The organism is Erwinia plantamica, from assembly GCF_043420595.1.
Taxonomy (GTDB): domain Bacteria; phylum Pseudomonadota; class Gammaproteobacteria; order Enterobacterales; family Enterobacteriaceae; genus Erwinia; species Erwinia aeris.
The window spans coordinates 100,368-123,236 of record NZ_JBGCUC010000001.1; the positions used below are offsets into that span (position 1 = coordinate 100,368).

The window sequence follows — 22,869 nt, forward strand, 5'->3', positions numbered from 1 at the left end:
AATCAGCCTCACTTTAAAGCACAAATTAATCGCAAGGCCATGATATGAATGTTAAATTCACAGAAAATCAGACTATATTAAAACGCCTTAAAGTGAAAGATTATGCCCTCCGATAACATTTACGCCGAAAAACGGCTGCCCAGCACTTTCCGCACCACGTGGCGGCTGTTTTATCATGACACCACCGCGATGGTCGGCTTCTACCTGTTTATCGCGCTGCTGCTGCTGTGCCTGTTTGGCCGCCTGCTTGCGCCTTACGGGCTGGCGCAGCAGTTTTTAGGTTATCAGCTGCTGCCGCCCTCGTGGTCGCGCTACGGCGATGTTTCATTTTTTCTCGGCACGGACGATTTGGGCCGCGATCTGCTGAGCCGCCTGCTGAGCGGTGCGGCGCCAACGGTAGGATCGGCTATAGCCATTACCGTACTGGCCTCGCTTTGCGCCATGGTGCTGGGCGTTTTTGCCGGGCTGACCAGAGGATTGCGTTCGGCGGTGATGAACCACATTCTGGATACCTTTCTTTCCATTCCTTCGCTGCTGCTGGCGATCATCGTGGTGGCGTTTTTTGGCCCAAGTTTAAGCCATGCCTGGCTGGCAGTATTCCTGGCGATAATTCCTCGTCTGGTGCGCTCGGTCTATACCGCCGTGCACGACGAACTGGAAAAAGAGTATGTCACCGCCGCCCGTCTGGATGGTGCTTCCAGCATGAATATTCTTCGCTATGCGATTTTCCCCAATATCCTGGCGCTGCTGGTTTCGGAATTTACCCGCGCGCTGTCGATGGCTATCCTGGATATTGCCGCGCTGGGCTTTCTGGATCTGGGCGCGCAGTTGCCTTCTCCCGAATGGGGAGCCATGCTTGGTGATGCGCTGGAGCTGATTTACGTCGCACCCTGGACGGTGATGCTGCCCGGCGCGGCGATAATGCTCAGCGTGCTGATTGTCAATTTGCTGGGCGACGGTATTCGTCGCGCCATCGTTGCGGGAGTTGAATAATGCCGCTGCTCGATATTCGTAATCTGACCATTGAGTTTATGACCGCCGATGGCCCGGTCAAGGCGGTCGATCGCGTCAGTATTACGTTGACCGAAGGGGAAGTTCGCGGCCTGGTGGGCGAATCCGGCTCGGGTAAAAGCCTGATCGCCAAAGCGATCTGCGGCGTGACCAAAGATAACTGGCGGGTTACTGCCGATCGTATGCGCTTTGACGATATCGACCTGCTTAAGCTGTCGCCGCGCGAAAGGCGTAAACTTGTCGGGCATAACGTGTCGATGATTTTTCAGGAGCCGCAGTCCTGCCTCGATCCTTCTGAAAGCGTGGGTAAACAGCTAAAACAGGCTATTCCCCGCTGGACGTGGAAAGGCCGCTGGTACCAGCGTTTCGGCTGGCGGCATCGTCGCGCTATCGAGCTGCTGCACCGCGTGGGCATCAAAGATCATAAAGATATTATGCGCAGTTTTCCCTATGAGCTGACCGAAGGCGAATGCCAGAAAGTGATGATCGCCATTGCGCTGGCCAACCAGCCGCGCCTGCTGATTGCCGATGAACCCACTAACGCGATGGAGCCGACGACGCAGGCGCAGATTTTCCGTCTGCTTTCCCGGCTTAATCAGAACAACAACACCACGATTTTGCTGATCAGCCACGATTTGCAGATGCTGAGCCACTGGGCGAACCGCATCAACGTGATGTACTGCGGCCAGACGGTGGAAACCGCCACCAGCGAAGATTTGATCGTGCAGCCGCACCATCCTTATACGCAGGCGCTGATCAGGGCGATGCCGGACTTTGGCCGCTCGCTGCCGCATAAAAGTCGTCTGAACACCCTGCCCGGCGCGATCCCTTCGCTGGAGCACCTGCCCATTGGCTGCCGTCTGGGGCCGCGCTGCCCTTATGCGCAGAAAAAATGTATCGAAACGCCCCGCCTGGCGGGCGGAAAATCGCACCTGTTCGCCTGTCATTTCCCGCTGAATATGGAGAGTCAGTAATGGTTGAAACGCTGCTGGAGGTGCGCAACCTCAGTAAAACCTACCGTTACCGAACCGGCCTGTTTCGGCGTCAGCATGTTGAGGCGGTCAAAGAGGTCAGCTTTACTCTACGCGAAAGACAGACGCTGGCGATCATCGGCGAAAACGGCTCCGGCAAGTCGACGCTGGCGAAAATGCTCAGCGGCATGATTGAGCCGAGCGCGGGCGAAATCCTGATTGACGATCGGCCGCTGCAATATGGCGATTACGGCTACCGCAGCCAGCGTATCCGTATGATCTTTCAGGATCCGTCCACTTCGCTGAATCCACGCCAGCGCATCGGCCAGATCCTGGATTTCCCGCTGCGTCTGAATACCGATCTGACCGCCGAAGCGCGGGAAAAGCGCATTATCGCCACCCTGCGCCAGGTCGGTTTGCTGCGCGATCACGCCGCTTATTATCCTCATATGCTGGCGCCGGGACAGAAGCAGCGCGTCGGTCTTGCCCGCGCGTTGATCCTGCAACCTAAGGTCATTGTCGCCGACGAGGCGCTGGCCTCGCTGGATATGTCTATGCGCTCGCAGCTGGTGAATCTGATGCTGGAACTACAGGACAAGCACGGCATCGCCTATATCTATGTGACGCAGCATCTGGGCATGATGAAGCATATCAGCGATCAGGTAATCGTCATGCATCACGGCGAAGTGGTAGAGCGCGGCAGCACCGCAGATGTCCTCGCCTGCCCGCTGCACGATCTGACGAAAAGACTGATTACCAGCCACTTTGGCGAAGCGCTGACGGCGGACGCCTGGCGTAAAGATCGTTAGTCCCGCTCTTTTAAACGCCCGTTCTGCCAGGAATGGGCGAATTTCCAGCCGGTTCCGCTGCTTCTTTCACCATTATGCTTTTCCGCTATTTATTAGCACCGATCGGTCTTTGCCGGTTATTCCGCTTGCGCGAGGATAGGCTTGCCCTCCGGTCCGTACTCAGGGCCAGCCAACTTGAAAAGGAATGACTATGGAACGGCGTCGGCTTAAAAGCCATAGCCACTGGTATCACGAAACTCAGGCCACGCTCGCCAGCCGGGCAGAGCCTCTGGTGCCCGAGGCCGCTGATATTGAAGACCGTTTTTTGCTGGGACTGGCCGCGCTTTGTGAAGGCGGGCTGCGGCAGACGCTACAGGAAGCGCAGCCGGCGCTGCTGGCTTCCAGGGATCTCTACTCGCTGCTGTTTCCTTCGTCGCTGACCGCCTCGCTGACGCATACGCTGACGTTATACGATCGTCTCAGCACCGCACTTACCGTGGCGCAGGTTACCGGCGTTCAGCGCCTGTGTAACCATTACGCCGCACGCCTCAACCCGCTAAGCGGGCCGGACTCTTCACGTGAGAGCAACCGTCGCCTGACGCAAATTACCGAATATGCCCGCCAGCTGGCGATGCAGCCGACGCTGATTGACGAGGCGGCATTGCAGCGGCTGGATGAGGCAGGCCTGACCGCGCCGGATATCATCACCTTTAGCCAGATTATCGGTTTTGTCTGTTATCAGGCGCGAGTGGCGGCTGGCGTGCATGCCCTGCTCGCCCTGCCGGTTCGCTGGATCCCTGGCGTAACCGTTCCGCCAGATGCGGACGAATGCGGCTTTACCGACCAGCATAGCTGGCAGCCCCGGCTGACGCCCGTTGAGCTGCGTTACGCCACGCACAGCCAGCTGGAAGCGCTGACCTTCTGCCAGCCGCAGCAGGCATTAAGCCGCAGCGCCTGGCTGCTGGCGCACGACGGGGATGCCCTGTACGGCTGGGGTCAGCTGATTAAGGTACTGGAAGAGCAAACGACGACGCCGGAAGGCCAGCTTGCCGCCGCTGTAGCCGCACGGATCAACGGCAGTGCAGCCTGCTTTAACCGGTACGCGCCGGAAGCGCTGCGTAGCGCGTTAAAAACAGGCGTTGATGACGCGATCGGAAGCGCCAGCGCCGTCGATCGGGCAGTGATACAGACCGCCGCGCAGCTGACCCGCTCGCCGGAGCGCTTCAGCGCCGCGCATTTACAGCCGCTGAAAGAGGCGGGTTTTTCGCTGCAGAGAATGATGAACGTGATTTTCAGTACGGCGCTGGCAGGCTGGAATAACCGGCTGATGCAGTCGCTGGGGAGTTAGCGTTCGTCGCGGCTAACGTTCGCTAAGCCAGCGGCGTACCTCGTCAAAAAAGTGCTGGGACAGCGGCGTCGCTCTGCCCGGCTCGGCAATAACCACTGCGGCCTGGCGGCTCATCGGCGCAATGGCCAGCGGGCGCGACTGCAATTCCGGCGTCATGGCCGGCAGCAGATGGCCGCGAGGCGAAATCAGGCAGCCCAGCCCTACCTGAACGCCCTGCGCCAGTTGAAACACGGAGGTGGTTTCCAGTATCACCCGCAGATGGATATCGGCTTCCCGAAAGTGGGTATCCAGATAGCGTCGGAAATAGCGCGTCTGCTCCGCCAGACACAGCGGGATCTCTTTTAGTTCGTTCAGGCTCAGCGGCGCTTCGCCCACCAGCTGCGGAAAATGTTCGGGATGGAAAACCACTTCCACGCCGTTGTCCGCCAGCGGTTCGGCCTGGAAATGCAGCTCGCGCAGCGTGACCAGCTCAAAAAAGCCAATGCCGACGTCCACCGTATAGCTGTTCAATGCGTCAAGCAGCTGATCGGCGCTGAGCACCGAGACGCGATAGTTAAGCTGCGGATAACGTTCCTGGATGCCTTTCAGCACCAGCGGCAGCGAGATGCTGCACTGCGGCACCACGCCAATACGTAGCGTGCCCGCAACGCCATGTTTTAACGATTCGACTTCCAGCTTGAGGCCCTGATAGACGGAGACGATTTCCCGCGCCCACGTCAGCACCCTTTCGCCTTCTGGCGTAAAGCCGTCGAAGTTATTGCTGCGGTTGATCAGCGATAGCCCCAGCTCGCGCTCCAGGTTTTTCAGACGCATCGACAGCGTCGGCTGGCTGACGAAGCTCGCCTCCGCCGCACGGCCAAAATGGCGCTCGCGCTCAAGGTTACACAGGTAAATAAGTTGTTTTATATCCATTTTTCTTATTTTTCAGAAGGTTATGTCAGACAGGCTTTATTGACTGGTAAGCAGGCATCCGGGCGCAAAATCAGCCCGGTCCACAGGCATTGCTGACTAAAGAAGATCTTCAGCCAGCGCGCCTGAGATGTCAATTTAAAGAGCCCTAAAGGCTAATGTCGTGCTGCTGAACGTCAATAATGGCTGTTGTCCGCGCTCATTCAGCAAAAGCATTTGTATGCAAGTTTCCCTGATAAAATTCCGTCGGAACAAATTTCAGGCTCAGGTACGTGCCTCCAGCCATTTTATAACATTGGGATTAATTTAGTGTGCCGGGTCAACCGGCTCTGATTATTTGCCTGCATACCTTACAGGCTTTTTTTACCTTCAGGCCAGATAGCTCGTTAATAATGGATTTTTATTATTGCAGCCCGACAATTGCGGCATTTTTTTTGGTGCGTAATAAAGTTGCCCGGCATCTCTTTACTGAAATGGTTAACGGTAGCTTTAGTTTTACGACAGAAGCCGTACATAAATACCGGGCCGCTCACAAAGAGATAAAGCCCTGAAGAGATATGCCGATGAACAACAGGGTTTAATTTCAGGAGAAAGAGATGGAAAACAAGTTCACCACCGCTAAAGATTTTAACGATGACGGCTTTTGGTAAAAATTGTTAAGTACGTTAAAAAAGCGGGGCATGAAGTCATTGAAAAAGCGCTTTGGTTCTATTTTTCTGCGCAGAGACCAGACACGCCAATTTGGGCAAAATGACGATTTACGCTGCGCTTGCTTATTTCGTTTTGCCGATTGATGCCGTCCCTGATGCTTTGCCCGTTGTTGGCTTTACGGATGACCCTGGTGTCCCGGCTGGCGCGCTGGCTGCTGTGTCGATGTATATCAACGAAGATGTAAAAACCAGGCTACAGAAAAAATGGCAGACTGGTTCGACTAAACGTTATTGCTGATGACTGGTGACGATATCAGCCCAACGAGCACGCCCGAAAGGGCTATCGGCGCTGCATTGGCTGTGGATCAAGAGCGTGGAAAATGACTTTAACGCCAAAGCCCCCATTACTGGGGGCGAACCACATTAAAAACTTTCCCAATCCCCGGCTGTTACAGCGGCCGCCTTCGCGGGCGTACGGCTCACGGATGGCTTAACAAAGGTCTCGGTTTTTTTGTACATCCGCGTATCTGAAGTTAACTTAAAGGCAGACACCAGTTGGCTGAGCGTTTCCGCCTGATCCTGTAGCGATCTGGACGCGGACGAGGCTTCCTCGACCAGCGCAGCATTTTGTTGCGTCACTTCGTCCATCTGCCCGATAGCCAAATGAACCTGCTCAATACCGCGGCTTTGTTCCGCTGCCGAAGTAGCAATCTCATTGACAATAGTCGCGACCTGGTTGATTGAGCTGGTTACTTTTGCTGAGTTTTCACCCACGCTGGCTGCCTGCAACGCCCCGCTTTCGACGTGCATAACGGAGGCGTTGATCAGATCTTTAATCTCTTTTGCCGCAGAGGAAGAACGCTGCGCAAGATTACGCACTTCGCTTGCCACCACTGCAAAGCCTCTGCCATGCTCGCCGGCTCTTGCCGCCTCAACGGCAGCGTTCAGCGCCAGAATATTGGTCTGGAATGAAATCCCCTCGATCAGCCCCGTTATTTCGGAAATTTTTCCGGAGCTGGTGCGGATATCTTCCATCGTATTCAACATATTCCTCACGGACTGACCGTTTTCTGTCGACAGCTTATTAGCGCTATCGGCCAGCGTGCTCGCCTCGCTGGCACTGAAGGAGTTATTTTTTACCGTTTCGCTCAGTGCAGCCATACTCGAAGAGGTCTCTTCAAGCGAAGCCGCCTGCTGCTCGGTACGAGAAGACAAATCTTCATTACCTGCGGCAATTTGTGAAGATCCTGAGCTTACGGATAACGATGCGCTATTAACAGCCGTTAACGTCTCTGAAAACTTAGTCAGTAATTTATTAAACGCTGAAGCGGTTTTTCCTATTTCATCAGCGTGGCTGTCGTCAGCCTGGCGAGTAAGGTCTAACGTGTTGCTGACTTCCAGCATTGTCTCTTCTATATTCAGAAGGCTTCTTCTGATATTCAGAATGGTTTTTATGGCAAAAAAGCTGAGCAGCACAATCACCAAAATAACCGCAGTTGACATCATCCAGATTGTTTTTGAATAGATTTCTTTATTGATTTTTTTTAGCTCATTGCCAATCTGGATATTAAGTTCAATCTGCTTATTCAAATCTGATGCTAATTTTCTACCTGCAGCACCTATACCTGATTCACCCTGAAGCAAGGCCAGCGTTACGCTCTCATTTTGCGCGCGGGAAGCGTTAAGGAACGCCGGTAAGTCAGCCCGTACTGCGTCGATGTCACGGTAGATCTGCTCTGTCATACTACGATCTTCAGCACTGGAGATATCATTAGCCATGTAGTAATCAGTCAGCTTTTTCAATTCATCCAGCGTGTCGTCGATATGGCGTTCAGCGGCAGGCAGCTTTGTATCATCGGTAAGCGCCTGGTGCTTGTATAAGGCCAGGCCCAAACCGCTGGAAGCACTAATGGATTTGTTAAGATCCTTAATGCTGGGGATAGCATTATTCTGTACATATTCGAAGCGGGATTGAAAACCCGATATAATTGAGAACGATACCGCTGCCAGCGTGCATAAAGCCAGCGCCAACAGGGTAAACGTCAGGAACAAACGCTGCGTAATATTCATACCTACCTCAAACCTGATAATTTAATAAGCCCTAAGAAGACCTTTTGTCCCCAGGGTAGGGTTATCGGTATGCCATTGAAAAAAATTAGCCCTTGTATCAAGTTTAAATTTTTTTTCGTGCAGGGCAATACAACCTATTATTAATATTGATTTTATTACTTAAGTTACATTTGTTCACGTAATACTGACGTGCAAAGGATCCGTATTGTGCTATCGGCTTTTTATCGTTTTGGTCACCCGGCCCTTTTAATCTTCAGCCTGTAAGCCAAAACTCACTGTATGTGTTAATTAATTTAGCAAGTTATGTTTCATGTTTTAAGGATAAATCATCTGGACGCCCCTGTTTCTGGCGCCGTAACAGCCATTCCTGGCGCGGTCAGTATTAAACACGCCGATAAAAACCGCCCGGAGGCGGCTTAGCTTTTCAGCACTATTTAACCGTGAATAACAAAAAGGGATTTGCAATGTGGGCAGAGCAATGCCTGCTCTCGAGAAATTTTTGCAACTGAATGCTTAGAGCTTTTTCCGCATATAGGGCATTTGGCGTCAGCGTTTATTCTGGCGATACGGTCCATCATCTGAGCGAAAAAGGACATGGTATTTGGCCTTGTGAGAAGTGAGCCTGATTATACCATCCCTGCGCAAATTTTACTCAACTAACCTGCATTTTCGATCTGGATTAGGCTGCCGCACTTTAACGCCTGGCTTTCTCTGTGGGGAAACCTTGATCATTTGACTGTCTCAATAGTTGAACCGTGCGAATTCATCACGTAGACCTTGTCTCCCGGATAGATGTATTGATACAGCGTTCCATCCGCTTCTTTAAGGCCAGGCATTTTCACGCTATCCACCTCGCTGATAAGCACAGCTACAGCGTCCCCGACCAGTACGCCATCCCTTTCACTGATCATAATGGCCTCTTGCTGTAAGACTTTGCTTTTCTCTTCATTTTCATAGATAGCAGGCATTACCTCAGCAAAATCGGGATTGGGATGCTCTTTGGTCAGCGTCAGAACATAGCCGAAGGTTTCCGAACCGCGTCTTGCAATAGTGATATTGTTCACCTCACAGATATGCGTCACACCCCCGATGATACTTTTAACGGTCAGCATAGTGTTCTCCTTCTTCCGGACGTAAAAAAGCCCCGCGTTGGCGAGGCTCAGGTTGTTTGCGCACCTTATTCCAATAACGGACAGACAACGCTCAAAACGTTATCTCTTACGCTGATCCCCCTATAATACCCTTTATATAAAAAGGTTAATAAAGCGCAGGCGTAAAAAAAGGCCACCCAGGGTGACCTTCAGAACAAGTACTGGACCGCCGTCAGGGATTCGAACCCCAAACCTTCAGCTCCGTGGCTGATGCTCTCTCCAGGTGAGCTAACGGCGGTTTAATCCTGATGCCGGTTACGTTCCGGTAACCTGATGCCGGTTACGTTCCGGTAACCTGATGCCGGTTACGTTCCGGTAACCTGATGCCAGTTGCGTTCCGGTAACCTGATGCCGGTTGCGTTCCGGTAAAATCGTTAGCGCAGCTTGTCCACCCGTCTCCCTGAGGAGAAGCATGGTTGAAACGTCCCTCGCGCAGGAGCATGTTCTGGTAGTGTAGTACACCGCAGACAGAAAAAAGGCCCTGCCTGAGCAGAGCCTGAAATTTGGTGCGCCTGTTTATCATCACTGATTAAGGGTCAGTCCGTCGGTCGGGCGGCGCATTGGCGACTACCTGATTAAGCATAGTTATGGTTCAGCAAATAGCAAATTAATAGCCGATGGCCAGGCGCTGTGGTTCAGGCGAGATGACCAACCGCCGTGCCGGTAACAGCTGTATAAAGTGGCCTGATGGCGGCACTTATGCTGCTAAACCTCTCTCCATACTTTGGTTCGCACGGCGGTATTGGCAGCATTTCAGGGTAAACTTCCCTTAATAAGATTCGTCTCAGAACAAAATTTAACCACCGGGATGTGATTCGGATCACTTTATGGTCTGCGTATTACTTTAGGGTGGTGAGGCAAAACAGAGTTAACTTCGTTTTTTTGCCCGCGGCTCCCTGCGGGCTTTTTTTATATAAATAATCCTGAATAACGCCTTACCTGTCCGTGTCAGCACAGAGATGAGTATGATATAGCTGCTATTTTTACCAAAAGCGCGCACGATTCAGGTTTAATAAGTGCTGATAAAAGCGCTAATATTTTCTATAGAGAGGTTACACTGAAAGCGAGCCAGAAAGCAGATAGTTAATTTAAAGCGAGGACAGATATTATAATAACCGTATTCAGCGGCACGAGGCCTTAACTATCCGTGTGCCATAAGATGGTTTCAGAATACTAGTTTTTTAGTGCCACTGTAAAATATAGAAAAGCTCATTAATTTCACCGCCTTTGTCTTTATTCCTTCACGGCGGCTAAGCCTTTAAAATTGATACCGGCACTGATATCCAGCTGCCTATTGAAGCGTGAACCACGGCGCGGTACACCGCCTCCGGTAAGGTTTTGCCCACGGAGGGCGCTCTTTCGTCCAGATAAGCGATAAACATCTGTTTATGGCCGCCGCTGCTCAGGAATATATTCAGATTGCTTATCAGATATCCAGCCTTGTCCCACGTCGTAGCCGCGCCTTTCGGCCAGGCGCCGCCTATAGCTTTAAGCACGGCCCATTCCAGGGCTTTGCCTTCCAGTTCGTCGGTTTGAACGGTTTCAGTCTGCATTATATTCCCCGTAAGCCTGCCTTGCCTGGCAGAAAAGCGTTAGCTGCTAAATTGTTGCCAGTTATTCCATACTTCGGTAACGAATGCACCCTGATAATGCTTCTGTCGCTTATATTCAGAATCAGGCCATGCCTGGCCGCCGCTCTTTATTATTAATACCCTAAGGACAAAGCAGACTATTCTTATTTATTGACATCCCGGCTTATATTCAGAATTGGCCCCGGTGTTAATTACCGCTGTAATAAATATCAAGCCAGCATCGTCTTTTAGTGACGCCGTCACCTGCCTGCCGGTCCCGGTCACGACCGGCAGGCAGAATTGCTCAGCCGTAATGCCGCTTTTTGCGTTGCCTTCAGCCTTTTAGCAATGAATCCCGCCGCCTGTGCGCTGGCTCTTGCGACCTGCTCTGCTGAAGCCACGCGAGGGGAGCCGCAGTCAAACGGCGGCGCAGGATCGTATTCCATCTGCAGCTGGATAGCCTGAGCGATTTCGTCGCCGTAGAGCGCGGCCACCACGCTAAGCGCAAAATCGATGCCGGAAGTCACGCCAGCGCCGGTAATAAGATTACCATCCCGCACTACGCGCTCGCCTACCGGCTCGGCACCCAGTAACGCCAGCTGCGACAGCGATCCCCAGTGGCAGGTCGCTTTGCGTCCCTGTAAAAGCCCGGCGGCGCCCAACACCAGCGAGCCGGTACAAACGGAGGTAAGCAAATTAACCTCTGCGCTTTTGCGGCGGATAAATGCCAACGTATCGTTGTCTTCCATCAGCGCGATCTGCCCTGGGCCGCCGGGCACGCAAAGGACATCCAGTTTTGGGCAAGCCTCAAAGGTTGTGGAAGGCAGGATCGCCATGCCGCGATCGGACACTACCGGTTCCCGCGTTTTCCAGATGAGATGCACCTGCGCGCCAGGTGCCCGGGTAAAAACTTCAAAAGGGCCGGTAAGATCTAGCTGGGTTAAATCGGGGTAAAGCAAAAGGCCAATGGCAAGGGTTTGGGCAGACATGCTTTTCTCCTGAAAAAATGAAGTCCGTTTTTCGCATATTCACAGACAGGCGGCAAGCGTAAAAAAGCCGTCTTATACGGCGCACGCCCTTTCTCGCGATCTGAATTTTCTCCACCTGTTCCAAAAGAAGGATATAAACGAAGCGGCAAATCTGGAACCATGCAGATATAAAATTATCGGCAAAAGCGAAAATGAAGCTCCCACTTCTGAATAAGTTGTAGAAATTAATAATAATGCATAAAAAAACCCGCCACCCCTGAAACAGAGGGATGCGGGTTTTAGCCGGTTACGGGACAACCTTAAATTACTTTCTTCGGCCAACTTAATCAATCGGCTAATAGTTGAGCCAATTTAAACGGCCCGATACTACCTGTGGTCATCCCATACTACTTAGCTGCGGTGGCTGTTCTGCCCACCTTTTTTACCGGCTTCGGAGGCCTTATCACGGTCGTTTTTGAAAGAACCGCTGCTGCTCTGGCCGCCTTTCTTACCTGCTTCTGATGCTTTTTCACGATCCTCGGCGAAGTTGCCGGAATTTCCACGATGCTGAGTCATAATAGCTTCCTCTTCGTGTATTCAATTTCTCACCGGATAATATAGCTCGGCTACTGCTGTTTTTACCGAACGCCGGTGAACGTCGTGCATGAATAACTATAGCAACCTCTCATCAGCCTGCAAGAAAAAACCTTTATTTAATGGCGGATCGCCTGTTTCATTTTATATTCAACAGGCTTTCTCATACGCACCCTGAAAAAGCCAGCCAAATCAGTAAAATATATAGACGCGAAAAATATGACATAATTTTTCAGGATTATTAATAATGTTTTAAAATAACAGTTAATAAACCACAGCAGGCTTAAGCCTTTATCTCTGTCATGAAATATACCCATTGCAATAGCAAGACGGCAGAAGGGCCGTCTGTCCCTGTCTGATTACGGCTCGTCGCTGAACAGAGCGGTAAACAAGGCTCGCAGCCAGCGGTGCCCGGCGTCACGATGCGTACGGTCGTGCCACGCCAGGGTTTTGGTAAAGCCGGGAATGACCAGCGGCGGCGCCTGTATCGCCATTTTCTCGACGCCCACGGTCAGTCGATAAGGCGTTACCGCAATCAGATCGCTGAGCTGCAAAATTTCCGGCAGCATCAGAAAGCTGTTGATCGCCATGACCACCCTTCTTTCTCGTCCCAACGCCGCTAAAGCGCGATCGGTCACGCCGGAAAATCTGTCCCCGGTAAAAGAAACCAGAACCTGGTCCAGCTGGCAGAAACGGTCCAACGTCAGCGGCCGGGGGCCGGCATCAGGATGATCTTTGCGCATCATGCAGACATAGCGTTCATCAAAAAGGTGGCGGGTGTGCAGCTCCTGCGGCGTGGTTTCAGGCGTGACCAGGGCGAAATCGATTTCGCCCCGCGCCAGCTGATCTGCGAGCTGGCCGGCCTCAACCGGCACCACAGCCACGCGAATGCCCGGTGCCTGTCGACGCAGCGCGGTCACAAACGGCACGATAACCGCTTTTAAAGCATAATCCGTGGCGGCGACGGTGATCGTCATCTCTGCGCTGGCCGGGTTAAACACTTTTCTTTGTAATAACGCTTCCGTTTCGCTGAGGATCCTTTTCACCGGCGCAGCCAGCTCCAGCGCGCGTGGCGTGGGCACTATCCCTCTTTGCGTTCGGCTGAACAGCGGATCGTCAAAACAGTCGCGCAGCCGCGTCAGCATTCCGCTGACGGCTGGCTGAGTAAGCGACAGCCTGGCTGCCGCACGCGTAACGCTGCGTTCATCCAACAATGCATCCAGGGTTTTCAACAGATTCAAATCCATTGTGCGGATATCCGTTTTCATCTCGCTTCGCTTCCCCTTTAGATATCATTCTTCATGATATCAGTAATAACAAACCCTGATTAGCCTTATATCAGCACTCTCCGCATACTCGCTTTACCAACAGCGACTGGCGCTGTGCTCTGTTTTTATGGGTGACTAATGAACGCTATTATCTGGCCTGAAGGCTATATTCCGGGTTTTTGTGATAACTTCGCCTCGAACGAGGTTATTGTGGCAGGTCTGTCCACGGCGGAAGTCTGGCCGCTGTTGAATACCCCAGCGCTGTGGCCAACCTATTATGAAAATGTTGCTGATATTCGTTTCTGTCACGGTAAAGGTCCGCAGCTGGCGCAGGAGGTGCGTTTCTACTTCACGACTTTTGGTTTTCCTGTCGAGGCGCAGGTAACTGAATGCGTAGCGCCATCCACCGGCGAACCGGCGCGCGTGGCGTGGCATGGCTGGTCCGGCGAAGGCGAAACGCGGCTGGATGTGCATCATGCCTGGCTGCTGGAAGATTTGGCCGGCGGACGCGTACGTATCCTGACCCAGGAAACCCAGAACGGCCATCCGGCTAAAGCACTGGCGAAAACCACGCCAAACCCGATGATTAACGGCCATCAGGCATGGCTGGATGGCCTGGTCGCCGCCGCCCTCGCCCGGAAAGCCTGACACGGCGAACGTTCTGTAAATGCGGCCTGCCAGGGACGGCAGCAGTCAGGCCACGCCCAGGGCAGCTTTCACCTCGCTGGCGATTTTTTCAACCTGCGGCCCGTAAATGACCTGGATATCGTGGTCGCTGACGCGGTTGATGCCGTTGGCGCCCGTGGTCATCAGCGTTTGATCGACGACCTCTTTCATCTCTTTTACCCGCACCCGCAGTCGGGTAAAGCAGCAATCGACGTCCTCTATATTGCCTTCGCCGCCCAGTCCGCTAATGATCACCCGAATACGCTGATCGGCCGCGACCGTTTTGCTTTCCGGCTCCGTCTCTTCCGCTTCCCTGCCCGGCGTTTCTACCCGCATACGCAGGATAACAAAGCGAAAACCGTAGTAGTAAACCGGCACGTAGATGGCGCCAAGCACCAGCGTCCACCACCATTGAGTTTTGCTGCCGCCAAGAATACCAAACACCACGAGATCGATAGCGCCGCCCTGAATATTGCCGATCATCAGGTGCAGCATCGACATCAGCATAAAAGACAGGCCGCTAAGGAGCGCGTGCAGCAGATAAAGAATGGGCGAAACAAAGATAAAGCAGAATTCCAGCGGCTCGGTGATGCCGGTCGTAAACGAAGTGAGCGCGCCCGCCAGCATCAGCGCTTTGACCCGCTGCTTGTGCTCCGGCCTCGCACAGTGATAGATCGCCAGCGCGGCCGCCGGCAGGCCAAACATCATCACCGGGATTTTTCCCTGCGCCAGGAACTGCGTGGCGTTTCTGATAATGTCATCCGGTACGGAGCCGGGATGGGTCAGCGCGGTATTAAAGATATTCAGCGCGCCCACGATGGTCTGATTATCCACGGTAGCGACGCCACCAATAGGCGTGAAGCGCACCGTTTCGTTAAGGATATGATGCAGGCCGGTAGGGATAAGCAGGCGTTCGCTGGTGCCATATAAGAAAGCCCCATACTGCCCGCTTTTGCCGATTAGCTCGCCAACCCAGGCGATACCGGCGCCGATAGTGGGCCAGATCGCCGCCAGCAGCACGCCCACCAGCGGCAGCACCAGCACGGTCACGATCGGCACAAAACGTCGCCCGCCGAAGAAGCTGATAGCGGTAGGCAGCTGCGTGGTATAGAAGCGGTTATGAATGGTCGCGGTCAGCAAACCGGCGATGACGCCGCCCAGCACGCTCATGTTATAGGTAAAGATACCCAGCATCGGGATATATTCCGCCGAGGTCATCATGGCGGCCGTTTGCTCCATGCCTTTCGCCTGCAGCGCTTCCGGCGTGGTCGTAGCCGCCGTCAATCCCTGCGCCGCAAGCGTGGCGCTGACGCCGACATGCATGGCGATAAAGCCGATAACGGCAGCAAAGGCGGCGGTCGGCTTTTCCGCTTTCGCCAGGCCAATCGCGCTGGCAACGGCAAAAAAGAGCGGCAGATTGGCAAACAGCGCGCCCGCCACCTTGCGGATAAAGCCAATAATCAGCTGTGGAACGTGCAGGCTGGCAAACGCATCGCCGGTTATCGCCGGGTTTTGCAGCGCGGCCGCCACGCCCAGAAAGATACCGGCGGCGGCGATAACGGAGATCGGCATCATCAGCGCTTTGCCGAAAGCATGAATTTTACTGGCAAATTCTTTCACAGGCCCCTCGTCTTTCCGGCTGAAAGCCTGAGTATGATCCAGCGCAAGACGGGACGCGGAGAAATGCATATGCTTCCGTATGATTCTTTGATATGTCTCACGCTTTAGCGATAAACCCCACCTATCGCATGATTAAAGCAATCAATTAGACAATTTTGTTAAGAAGTCACAGACTGTGCCGATAAAAGAAGTAATAACTTCTTAACAAGACAAAAACATTGTAACCACCTGCGAAGCACTATGAAATTTAAAACTGCAATAAAACCCTACCAGGCGGCGGCGGGCGGCTGGGGATCACTGGAAGCGACAACCCGTTTCGTTTTTGACAGCAAACAAGTTCTGAAAAATATGCGCAACCTGATGCGCATGAACAAAGCCAAAGGCTTTGACTGTCCCGGCTGCGCCTGGGGCGACGATAACAAAAGCACCTTCAGCTTTTGTGAAAACGGCGCCAAGGCCGTGACCTGGGAAGCGACGCGCCGCTTTATCGACGCCAGCTTCTTTGCTCAACACAGCGTTTCCGCCCTCTATAAGCAGAGCGACTACTTCCTGGAATATCAGGGTCGCCTGACCGAGCCGCTACGCTACAATCGTGAAACCGACCATTACGAGCCCATCAGCTGGGACGACGCGTTTGCCCTGATCGCCCGCCATATCAAGGCGATGGACAATCCTGACCAGATGGAGCTTTACACCTCTGGCCGCGCCAGCAACGAAGCCTCCTGGCTTTATCAGCTGTTTGGCCGTATGAACGGCAGCAATAACTTCCCGGACTGCTCAAATATGTGCCACGAGGCCAGCGGCACCGGCCTGAAGCGCAGCATCGGCGTGGGCAAAGGCACTATTCGCCTGGATGATTTCGATCACGCGGACGCTATTTTTGTTTTCGGCCAGAACCCCGGCACCAACCACCCGCGTATGCTGCACAGCCTGCGTCACGCCGCCGATCACGGTGCAAAAATCGTGACCTTCAACACGCTGCGCGAACGTGGCCTGGAGCGCTTTGCGGATCCGCAGAAGCCGCTGGAAGTGGTAACCAGTAAAGCGGGCACCATCAGCTCTACCTATTATCAGCCGAACCTCGGCGGTGATATGGCAGCGGTGCGCGGCATGGTGAAAGCGCTGGCGGAAACGCATTATGCCCGTCTGGCTGCTGGCGAACCTGGCCTGTTTGATGAAGTCTTTATCAATGCCAAAACCGAAGGCATGGAAGCTTACCTGGCTGCCGTCGAGGCGACGGAATGGTCGCATATCGTTCAGCAGTCCGGCCTGACCGAACAGCAGATCCGTGAAGCGGCCGCTATCTACCAGAGCGCCGAGCGCGTGATCTGTACCTGGGCGATGGGCATCACGCAGCACAAGCATTCTGTGGATACGGTGCGCGAGATCGTTAACCTGCAGCTGCTGTTTGGCCAGCTGGGCAAAAAAGGCGCAGGCCTTTGCCCGGTTCGCGGCCACAGCAACGTGCAGGGCAACCGCACCATGGGCATTGACGAGAAGCCTTCTCAGGCCTTCCTCGACAGCCTGGGCAAACACTTTGGCTTTGAGCCACCGCGCGAAATCGGTCACAACACGGTTGAAGCGCTGGAAGCGATGCTGCGTGACGAGATCAAAGTGCTGATCGCGCTGGGCGGCAACCTGGCCGCCGCCGCGCCGGACAGCCCGCGCACCGAAGAGGCGCTGCGTCGCTGCGGCCTGACCGTGCAGATCAGCACCAAGCTGAACCGCAGCCACCTGTGTCCTGGTGCCGTTGACGCGCTGATCCTGCCGACGCTGGGGCGTACCGAGCAGGATATCCAGGCGACCGGCCCGCAGTTTATCACCGTGGAAGACTCCTTCAGCATGGTTCACGCCTCTGAAGGCGTGGGCAAGCCTATCGCCGAGACGCAGCGTTCCGAAACGGCGATCGTTGCCGGTATCGCGCACGCCGTGCTGGGTTCGGAAAAAGTGGACTGGCTGGGCCTGGCAGCGGATTACAATCTGATCCGCGACCATATCGCCGCTACCATTCCGGGCTTTACGGATTTCAACGCTAAGTGCGATATCAAGGGCGGTTTCTATCTGGGCAACGCCGCGGCAGAGTTCCGTTTCAATACGCTGAACAATAAAGCGCAGTTCAGCGCCGCCAGCCTGCCGGACTCGCTGTTCCCGCAGCTGGATGTGGAAGTGCCGTTTACGCTGCAAACGCTGCGCTCGCACGACCAGTACAACACCACGATTTACGGCCTTGATGACCGCTACCGTGGCGTGTATGGCCAGCGCGAAGTGCTGTTTATCCATCCGGAAGATATGGCGCGTCTGGGCTTTGCGGCGGGCGACAAGGTGGATATCGAAACGCTGTGGAACGACGGGATCACCCGTAAAGTCAGCGAGTTCAAGCTGGTGCCTTACAACATTCCAAAAGGCAACCTGGCGGCCTACTATCCGGAAACCAACCCGCTGGTGCCGCTTTCCAGCTTTGGCGACGGCAGCGGCACGCCAACGTCTAAATCGGTGCCGGTGAAAATCACCCTGTCCGAAGTGAAGCCAGGCTTGCGTATCGCCTGAGTCACAATGCGCTAACACCAGGCCGGGATTTTCCCGGCTTTTTTATTTCTTACGGCTGGCGACAGGCATTCGCGGCTGGAAAATTCTTCCGCCCTTTTGCCGCCGCCAGCCGTGCCAAAAAAAGCGCGGCAATTCAGCGCACAGCCTCGCAAAGCCCGCGATTTTCCGGGCTTTTTACTTGCCGCGGGGCGGTTAATCGCGTAAAACTGTCTGCCGCTCTTAGGCCACGAAAACGTTGAGATTATGTTCCAGGATAACCCGCTGCTCGCGCAGCTCAAAGAGAAACTCCACTCCCAGACGCCGCGTGTTGAAGGGGTGGTAAAAGGCACCGAAAAAGGCTTCGGCTTTCTGGAAGTTGATGCCCAGAAAAGCTATTTCATTCCGCCGCCGTTCATGAAAAAAGTGATGCACGGTGACCGCATTGTTGCCGTGCTGCAAACCGATAAGGATCGTGAAGTCGCCGATCCGGAAAAACTTGTTGAGCCTTTCCTGACGCGTTTTGTCGGCCGCGTGCAGAAGAAAGACGATCGCCTTTCTATCGTGCCCGATCATCCACTGCTCAAAGACGCTATTCAGTGCCGTCCCGACCGCAACCTGAATCATGAATTCCAGGCTGGCGACTGGGCCGTGGCCGAGATGAAGCGCCATCCGCTGAAAGGCGATCGCACTTTCTACGCCGAGCTGACCGCTTTTATCACCACCGCTGACGACCATCTGGCGCCGTGGTGGGTAACGCTTTCCCGCCACAATCTGGAGCGCGAAGCGCCGGAAGCCGTGGCTGGCGAGATGCTTGACGAGCAGCTTGAGCGCGAAGATCTGACCGCGCTGGATTTTGTTACCATCGACAGCGCCAGCACGGAAGATATGGACGATGCGCTGTACGTAGAAGCATTACCGGAAGGCCAGCTGCGCCTGACTATCGCTATCGCCGATCCGACCGCTTACGTGGCGGCGAACAGCGAGCTGGATGCTATTGCCGCCGAGCGCGCGTTCACCAACTACCTGCCGGGCTTTAACATTCCGATGCTGCCGCGCCAGCTTTCCGATGACGTCTGCTCGCTGCGTCCCAACGAGCGCCGTCCGGTGCTTGCCTGCCGCGTAACGGTAGCGGCCGACGGCACGCTGGGCGAAGATATCCACTTCTTCGCGGCCTGGATTGAATCCAAAGCCAAGCTGGTTTACGACCAGGTTTCCGACTGGCTGGAAAACAGCGGCGACTGGCAGCCGGAAAACGACGCGATCGCTACCCAGATCCGTCTGCTGCACAAGCTGTGCCTGGCGCGCGGCGAGTGGCGTAAAACCCACGCGCTGGTGTTTAAAGATCGCCCTGACTTCCGCTTCCTGCTGGGCGAAAAAGGCGAAGTGCTGGATATCGTTGCTGAACATCGCCGCATCGCTAACCGCATCGTGGAAGAAGCGATGATCACCGCCAACATCTGCGCTGCCACCGTGCTGCGCGAGAAGCTGGGCTTCGGGATCTACAACATTCACCTCGGTTTTGACCTGGTGAACGCCGAGCAGGCCGCCAGCGTGCTGGAAAACCACGGCGTGAAGGTCGATCCGCAGGCTATCGCCACGCTGGAAGGTTTCCGCGTGCTGCGTCGCGAACTGGACGCGCAGCCGACCCAGTTCCTGGACAGCCGCATCCGTCGTTTCCAGTCGTTCGCCGAAATCGGCATCGAGCCTGGTCCGCACTTCGGGCTGGGACTGGAAGCCTATGCGACCTGGACGTCGCCTATTCGTAAGTACGGCGATATGATCAACCATCGCCTGCTGAAAGCGATGATCAAAGGCGAAGCGGCTTCCCGTCCGCAGGATGAGATTACCGTGAAGATGAGCGAGCGCCGCCGCCTGAACCGTATGGCAGAGCGTGACGTGGGCGACTGGCTCTATTCCCGTTTCCTGCAGAAAGCGGCGGGCACCGACGAGCGCTTTGCGGCGGAGATTATCGATGTGTCTCGCGGCGGCATGCGCGTGCGCCTGACCGCTAACGGCGCCGTTGCCTTTATCCCTGCGCCGTTTATTCACGCGGTACGTGATGAGATGGTATGCAGCCAGGAAAGCGGCACGGTGCAGATCAAAGGCGAAGTGGTTTATCGCGTGACCGATCTGATCGAAGTGACCATCGCAGAAGTGCGGATGGAAACCCGTAGCATCGTGGCTCGTCCGGCAGCCTGATGCTCTGTCAGGCGGGACGCCCTGTCCCGCCTGCTTCTGTCGCCCTTGCTCTCTGAGGTCGCGCGGAGAAAAAAACCTCTTGCCTCACACTTCTTATTCCCCCTGCTTTCACTAACAAAATATCAACATTACTTTAGCGTTATCTCGCTGGGAGATAACAAGGAGTATTGTGATGATCAAGGTAAAATCGGCCATTGTCTGGGCCGGCGTGGCGATAGTCGGCGCGATCGCCTTCGCCATGCTGGCGCTCAGCCGCGGTGAACAGGTTAACGCGCTCTGGCTGGTGGTGGCCGCCGTGGCCTGCTACAGCATCGCATGGCGGTTCTACAGCCGCTTTATCGCCAAAAACGTGTTCGAACTGGACGACCGTCGGCTCACTCCCGCCGAAAGGCTCAACGACGGGCTGGACTACGTGCCCACCAATAAATGGGTACTGTTCGGCCACCATTTTGCCGCTATCGCCGGCGCCGGCCCGCTGGTCGGCCCGATTCTGGCGGCGCAAATGGGCTTTTTGCCCGGCACGCTGTGGATCCTGATCGGCGTAATGCTTGCGGGTGCGGTACAGGATTTCCTGATCCTGTTTATCTCCACCCGCCGCGACGGCCGCTCGCTGGGCGAAATGGCGAAACAGGAGCTGGGCGCGTTCGCAGGCGTTGTAACCATGCTGGGCGCGCTGGGCGTAATGATCATTATTCTTTCCGCGCTGGCGCTGGTGGTGGTCAAAGCGCTGGCCAACAGCCCCTGGGGATTGTTTACTATCGCGGCCACCATCCCTATTGCCCTGTTTATGGGGATTTATATGCGCTTTCTGCGTCCGGGAAAAATCGCAGAAGTATCGCTGATTGGTTTTGTGCTGATGATGGCGGCAATTATCTACGGCGGCAACATCGCGCAACACGAGTTTTGGGGGCCGTTTTTTACCCTCAAAGGCACTACGCTGACCTGGGTGTTAGTTATTTACGGTTTTGTCGCTTCCGTGCTGCCGGTGTGGCTGCTGCTGGCGCCGCGCGATTACCTTTCCACCTTCCTGAAAATCGGCGTGATTGTTGGTCTGGCTATCGGCATTTTGTTTGCCATGCCGGAGATGAAAATGCCCGCCGTGACGCGTTTTATTGACGGCAGCGGCCCGGTGTTCGCCGGCAGCCTGTTTCCTTTCCTGTTTATCACTATCGCCTGCGGCGCTATCTCCGGCTTTCACGCGCTGGTCTCCAGCGGCACCACGCCCAAGCTGATTGAACGTGAGAGCCATATCCGCATGATTGGCTACGGCGCGATGCTGATGGAATCGTTTGTCGCGATTATGGCGCTGATCTGCGCTTCGGTCATTGAGCCTGGCGTCTATTTCGCCATGAACTCGCCTGCCGCACTAATCGGCACTACGGTAGAATCCGCCTCGCAGGCTATTAACGGCTGGGGCTTTGTGGTGACGCCGGAAATGCTGAGCGGCATCGCCAGAGATGTTGGCGAAGGCACTATCCTTTCTCGTGCCGGCGGCGCGCCTACTTTTGCCGTAGGCATGGCGCATATCATTACCGAAGTGTTTAACAGCCGCGCCATGATGGCGTTCTGGTATCACTTTGCCATTCTGTTTGAGGCGCTGTTTATTCTGACCGCCGTGGATGCGGGCACCCGCGCCTGCCGGTTTATGGTGCAGGATCTGGTGGGCACCGTGGTGCCGTCGCTGGCGAACAACCGTTCCTGGCTGGGCAATATGGCGGGCACCACCGTGGCGGTAGCGGGCTGGGGATTCTTTGTCTATCAGGGCGTGGTCGATCCGCTTGGCGGCATCAACACGCTGTGGCCGCTGTTCGGCATCGGTAATCAGATGCTGGCCTCAATGGCGCTGATCCTCGGCACCGTTGTCCTGTTTAAGATGAAAAAACAGCGTTACGCCTGGGTGACCATCCTGCCGACGGCGTGGCTTTTTATCACCTCAATGTATGCAGGCTGGCAGAAGATTTTCCACGAAAAACCGGCCATTGGCTTTCTTGCTCAGGCCAGAAAGTTTTCTAAAGGCATTGAGGACGGCATGATTATCGCGCCAGCCAAAACTGTAGCGGATATGCAGACTATCGTGTTCAGCAATCAGATCAACGCCGCGCTCTGCGCCTTTTTTATGCTGGTTGCCGTTACCATGCTTATCGCGGCTTTTTTCGTCATTCGTCGCGCATTAAACAGTCAAAGTCCGACTGTGCACGAAGCCGATATTTCCCTGCGAAGCGAGGCGCGTCATGGCTAGAGCGATTTTTTCCCGACCTGCAAGAAACCGGCTTCAGGTGATCCGCTGTCGACCTTTAGCCACAACGGTATTAAAAGAATCACTAACGTTACGTTTGTTAATGTCGCGGCTGGCGCAGTGTTTTCGCCTGATGGTTGGCGTTCAGGACTATCAAACCTACCTGCGACATATGCAGCAGCATCATCCCGCTAATAAGGCCATGACGGAGAAAGAGTTTCACCGCTACTGCCTGGAAGCCCGCTTTCCTTCCGTGGCAGGAAAAGTCGGAAAATGTCCCTGCTGATCTCCGCCCCGATCGCGCGGTCGGGGCTTTTTTCGCC

The 22,869-nt window shown here is 54.6% G+C and carries 19 protein-coding genes and 1 tRNA gene; 10 read left to right on the forward strand and 10 right to left on the reverse strand.

What is annotated here, in order from left to right; translation table 11 throughout:
- Nucleotides 1–102: 102 nt before the first annotated feature.
- The 4 genes from sapC to AB3U87_RS00435 all read left to right on the forward strand — a co-directional run bounded on the left by sapC (nt 103) and on the right by AB3U87_RS00435 (nt 4,118).
- On the forward strand, nt 103–993 hold the full coding sequence (sapC, locus tag AB3U87_RS00420; protein WP_394148061.1) for a putrescine export ABC transporter permease SapC: 891 nt from the start codon (nt 103–105) through the stop codon (nt 991–993).
- Nucleotides 993–1,985, forward strand: a complete 993-nt coding sequence (gene sapD, locus AB3U87_RS00425) for a putrescine export ABC transporter ATP-binding protein SapD (RefSeq protein ID WP_253453882.1) — start codon at nt 993–995, stop codon at nt 1,983–1,985. The genes sapC and sapD overlap by 1 nt, the downstream gene beginning before the upstream one ends.
- A complete protein-coding gene (sapF, locus tag AB3U87_RS00430) occupies nt 1,985–2,791 on the forward strand; it encodes a putrescine export ABC transporter ATP-binding protein SapF (protein ID WP_253453880.1) in 807 nt (268 codons plus the stop codon). Before sapD ends, sapF begins: the two co-directional genes overlap by 1 nt.
- Before the next feature lie 190 nt (nt 2,792–2,981).
- On the forward strand, nt 2,982–4,118 hold the full coding sequence (locus tag AB3U87_RS00435; protein ID WP_394148062.1) for a CMD domain-containing protein: 1,137 nt from the start codon (nt 2,982–2,984) through the stop codon (nt 4,116–4,118).
- Nucleotides 4,119–4,130: 12 nt separating this feature from the next.
- Here the strand turns inward: AB3U87_RS00435 and AB3U87_RS00440 are convergent, their stop codons facing one another.
- Entirely contained in the window at nt 4,131–5,030 is a 900-nt protein-coding gene (locus AB3U87_RS00440) for a LysR family transcriptional regulator (RefSeq protein WP_253453876.1), read from the reverse strand.
- A 747-nt stretch (nt 5,031–5,777) separates the two neighbouring features.
- Between AB3U87_RS00440 and AB3U87_RS00445 the strand changes: the two genes are divergently transcribed.
- Nucleotides 5,778–5,975 (forward strand): YkvA family protein, encoded by a 198-nt coding sequence (locus AB3U87_RS00445; protein ID WP_301251719.1) that lies wholly within the window; start codon nt 5,778–5,780, stop codon nt 5,973–5,975.
- A 125-nt stretch (nt 5,976–6,100) separates the two neighbouring features.
- Here the strand turns inward: AB3U87_RS00445 and AB3U87_RS00450 are convergent, their stop codons facing one another.
- The 8 genes from AB3U87_RS00450 to AB3U87_RS00485 form a co-directional block, all read right to left on the reverse strand.
- Complete coding sequence (locus AB3U87_RS00450; protein ID WP_394148064.1) at nt 6,101–7,747, reverse strand: methyl-accepting chemotaxis protein; 1,647 nt, start codon at nt 7,745–7,747, stop codon at nt 6,101–6,103.
- 434 nt (nt 7,748–8,181) lie between these two features.
- Complete coding sequence (locus AB3U87_RS00455; protein WP_301251653.1) at nt 8,182–8,343, reverse strand: YnfU family zinc-binding protein; 162 nt, start codon at nt 8,341–8,343, stop codon at nt 8,182–8,184.
- A 132-nt stretch (nt 8,344–8,475) separates the two neighbouring features.
- Complete coding sequence (locus tag AB3U87_RS00460; RefSeq protein WP_253453872.1) at nt 8,476–8,859, reverse strand: hypothetical protein; 384 nt, start codon at nt 8,857–8,859, stop codon at nt 8,476–8,478.
- Nucleotides 8,860–9,060: 201 nt separating this feature from the next.
- Nucleotides 9,061–9,136 (reverse strand) — tRNA-OTHER (locus tag AB3U87_RS00465).
- Between the two features lie 1,012 nt (nt 9,137–10,148).
- Nucleotides 10,149–10,451, reverse strand: a complete 303-nt coding sequence (locus tag AB3U87_RS00470; protein WP_253453870.1) for a hypothetical protein — start codon at nt 10,449–10,451, stop codon at nt 10,149–10,151.
- A 299-nt stretch (nt 10,452–10,750) separates the two neighbouring features.
- Nucleotides 10,751–11,458, reverse strand: a complete 708-nt coding sequence (locus tag AB3U87_RS00475) for a DJ-1/PfpI family protein (protein ID WP_301251652.1) — start codon at nt 11,456–11,458, stop codon at nt 10,751–10,753.
- Between the two features lie 390 nt (nt 11,459–11,848).
- Nucleotides 11,849–12,013, reverse strand: coding sequence for a con-10 family general stress protein (locus AB3U87_RS00480; protein ID WP_301251651.1), 165 nt, complete (start codon nt 12,011–12,013; stop codon nt 11,849–11,851).
- Nucleotides 12,014–12,390: 377 nt separating this feature from the next.
- Complete coding sequence (locus AB3U87_RS00485; protein ID WP_253453864.1) at nt 12,391–13,299, reverse strand: LysR family transcriptional regulator; 909 nt, start codon at nt 13,297–13,299, stop codon at nt 12,391–12,393.
- A 138-nt stretch (nt 13,300–13,437) separates the two neighbouring features.
- Between AB3U87_RS00485 and AB3U87_RS00490 the strand changes: the two genes are divergently transcribed.
- Nucleotides 13,438–13,947: an SRPBCC family protein gene (locus AB3U87_RS00490; protein ID WP_253453863.1), complete on the forward strand. Its 510-nt coding sequence runs from the start codon at nt 13,438–13,440 to the stop codon at nt 13,945–13,947.
- 45 nt (nt 13,948–13,992) lie between these two features.
- Here the strand turns inward: AB3U87_RS00490 and AB3U87_RS00495 are convergent, their stop codons facing one another.
- Entirely contained in the window at nt 13,993–15,540 is a 1,548-nt protein-coding gene (locus tag AB3U87_RS00495) for a PTS transporter subunit EIIC (protein ID WP_369894825.1), read from the reverse strand.
- A 285-nt stretch (nt 15,541–15,825) separates the two neighbouring features.
- Here AB3U87_RS00495 and AB3U87_RS00500 point away from each other — a divergent pair, with 285 nt between their 5' ends.
- The 4 genes from AB3U87_RS00500 (at nt 15,826) to AB3U87_RS00515 (ending at nt 22,832) form a co-directional block, all read left to right on the forward strand.
- Nucleotides 15,826–18,132, forward strand: a complete 2,307-nt coding sequence (locus AB3U87_RS00500; RefSeq protein ID WP_253453861.1) for an FdhF/YdeP family oxidoreductase — start codon at nt 15,826–15,828, stop codon at nt 18,130–18,132.
- A gap of 243 nt (nt 18,133–18,375) precedes the next feature.
- Nucleotides 18,376–20,310, forward strand: coding sequence for an exoribonuclease II (locus AB3U87_RS00505; protein WP_301251650.1), 1,935 nt, complete (start codon nt 18,376–18,378; stop codon nt 20,308–20,310).
- A gap of 172 nt (nt 20,311–20,482) precedes the next feature.
- Nucleotides 20,483–22,549 (forward strand): carbon starvation CstA family protein, encoded by a 2,067-nt coding sequence (locus tag AB3U87_RS00510; protein WP_253453857.1) that lies wholly within the window; start codon nt 20,483–20,485, stop codon nt 22,547–22,549.
- Nucleotides 22,542–22,832 (forward strand): YbdD/YjiX family protein, encoded by a 291-nt coding sequence (locus AB3U87_RS00515; protein ID WP_253453855.1) that lies wholly within the window; start codon nt 22,542–22,544, stop codon nt 22,830–22,832. Before AB3U87_RS00510 ends, AB3U87_RS00515 begins: the two co-directional genes overlap by 8 nt.
- Nucleotides 22,833–22,869 lie beyond the last annotated feature (37 nt).

Coding starts and splice junctions, on each gene's coding strand:
- sapC (WP_394148061.1), top strand. CDS start 103: ATGCCCTCCGATAACATTTACGCCGAAAAACGGCTGCCCAGCACTTTC.
- sapD (WP_253453882.1), top strand. CDS start 993: ATGCCGCTGCTCGATATTCGTAATCTGACCATTGAGTTTATGACCGCC.
- sapF (WP_253453880.1), top strand. CDS start 1,985: ATGGTTGAAACGCTGCTGGAGGTGCGCAACCTCAGTAAAACCTACCGT.
- AB3U87_RS00435 (WP_394148062.1), top strand. CDS start 2,982: ATGGAACGGCGTCGGCTTAAAAGCCATAGCCACTGGTATCACGAAACT.
- AB3U87_RS00440 (WP_253453876.1), bottom strand. CDS start 5,030: ATGGATATAAAACAACTTATTTACCTGTGTAACCTTGAGCGCGAGCGC.
- AB3U87_RS00445 (WP_301251719.1), top strand. CDS start 5,778: ATGACGATTTACGCTGCGCTTGCTTATTTCGTTTTGCCGATTGATGCC.
- AB3U87_RS00450 (WP_394148064.1), bottom strand. CDS start 7,747: ATGAATATTACGCAGCGTTTGTTCCTGACGTTTACCCTGTTGGCGCTG.
- AB3U87_RS00455 (WP_301251653.1), bottom strand. CDS start 8,343: ATGTCCTTTTTCGCTCAGATGATGGACCGTATCGCCAGAATAAACGCT.
- AB3U87_RS00460 (WP_253453872.1), bottom strand. CDS start 8,859: ATGCTGACCGTTAAAAGTATCATCGGGGGTGTGACGCATATCTGTGAG.
- AB3U87_RS00470 (WP_253453870.1), bottom strand. CDS start 10,451: ATGCAGACTGAAACCGTTCAAACCGACGAACTGGAAGGCAAAGCCCTG.
- AB3U87_RS00475 (WP_301251652.1), bottom strand. CDS start 11,458: ATGTCTGCCCAAACCCTTGCCATTGGCCTTTTGCTTTACCCCGATTTA.
- AB3U87_RS00480 (WP_301251651.1), bottom strand. CDS start 12,013: ATGACTCAGCATCGTGGAAATTCCGGCAACTTCGCCGAGGATCGTGAA.
- AB3U87_RS00485 (WP_253453864.1), bottom strand. CDS start 13,299: ATGAAAACGGATATCCGCACAATGGATTTGAATCTGTTGAAAACCCTG.
- AB3U87_RS00490 (WP_253453863.1), top strand. CDS start 13,438: ATGAACGCTATTATCTGGCCTGAAGGCTATATTCCGGGTTTTTGTGAT.
- AB3U87_RS00495 (WP_369894825.1), bottom strand. CDS start 15,540: ATGATGCCGATCTCCGTTATCGCCGCCGCCGGTATCTTTCTGGGCGTG.
- AB3U87_RS00500 (WP_253453861.1), top strand. CDS start 15,826: ATGAAATTTAAAACTGCAATAAAACCCTACCAGGCGGCGGCGGGCGGC.
- AB3U87_RS00505 (WP_301251650.1), top strand. CDS start 18,376: ATGTTCCAGGATAACCCGCTGCTCGCGCAGCTCAAAGAGAAACTCCAC.
- AB3U87_RS00510 (WP_253453857.1), top strand. CDS start 20,483: ATGATCAAGGTAAAATCGGCCATTGTCTGGGCCGGCGTGGCGATAGTC.
- AB3U87_RS00515 (WP_253453855.1), top strand. CDS start 22,542: ATGGCTAGAGCGATTTTTTCCCGACCTGCAAGAAACCGGCTTCAGGTG.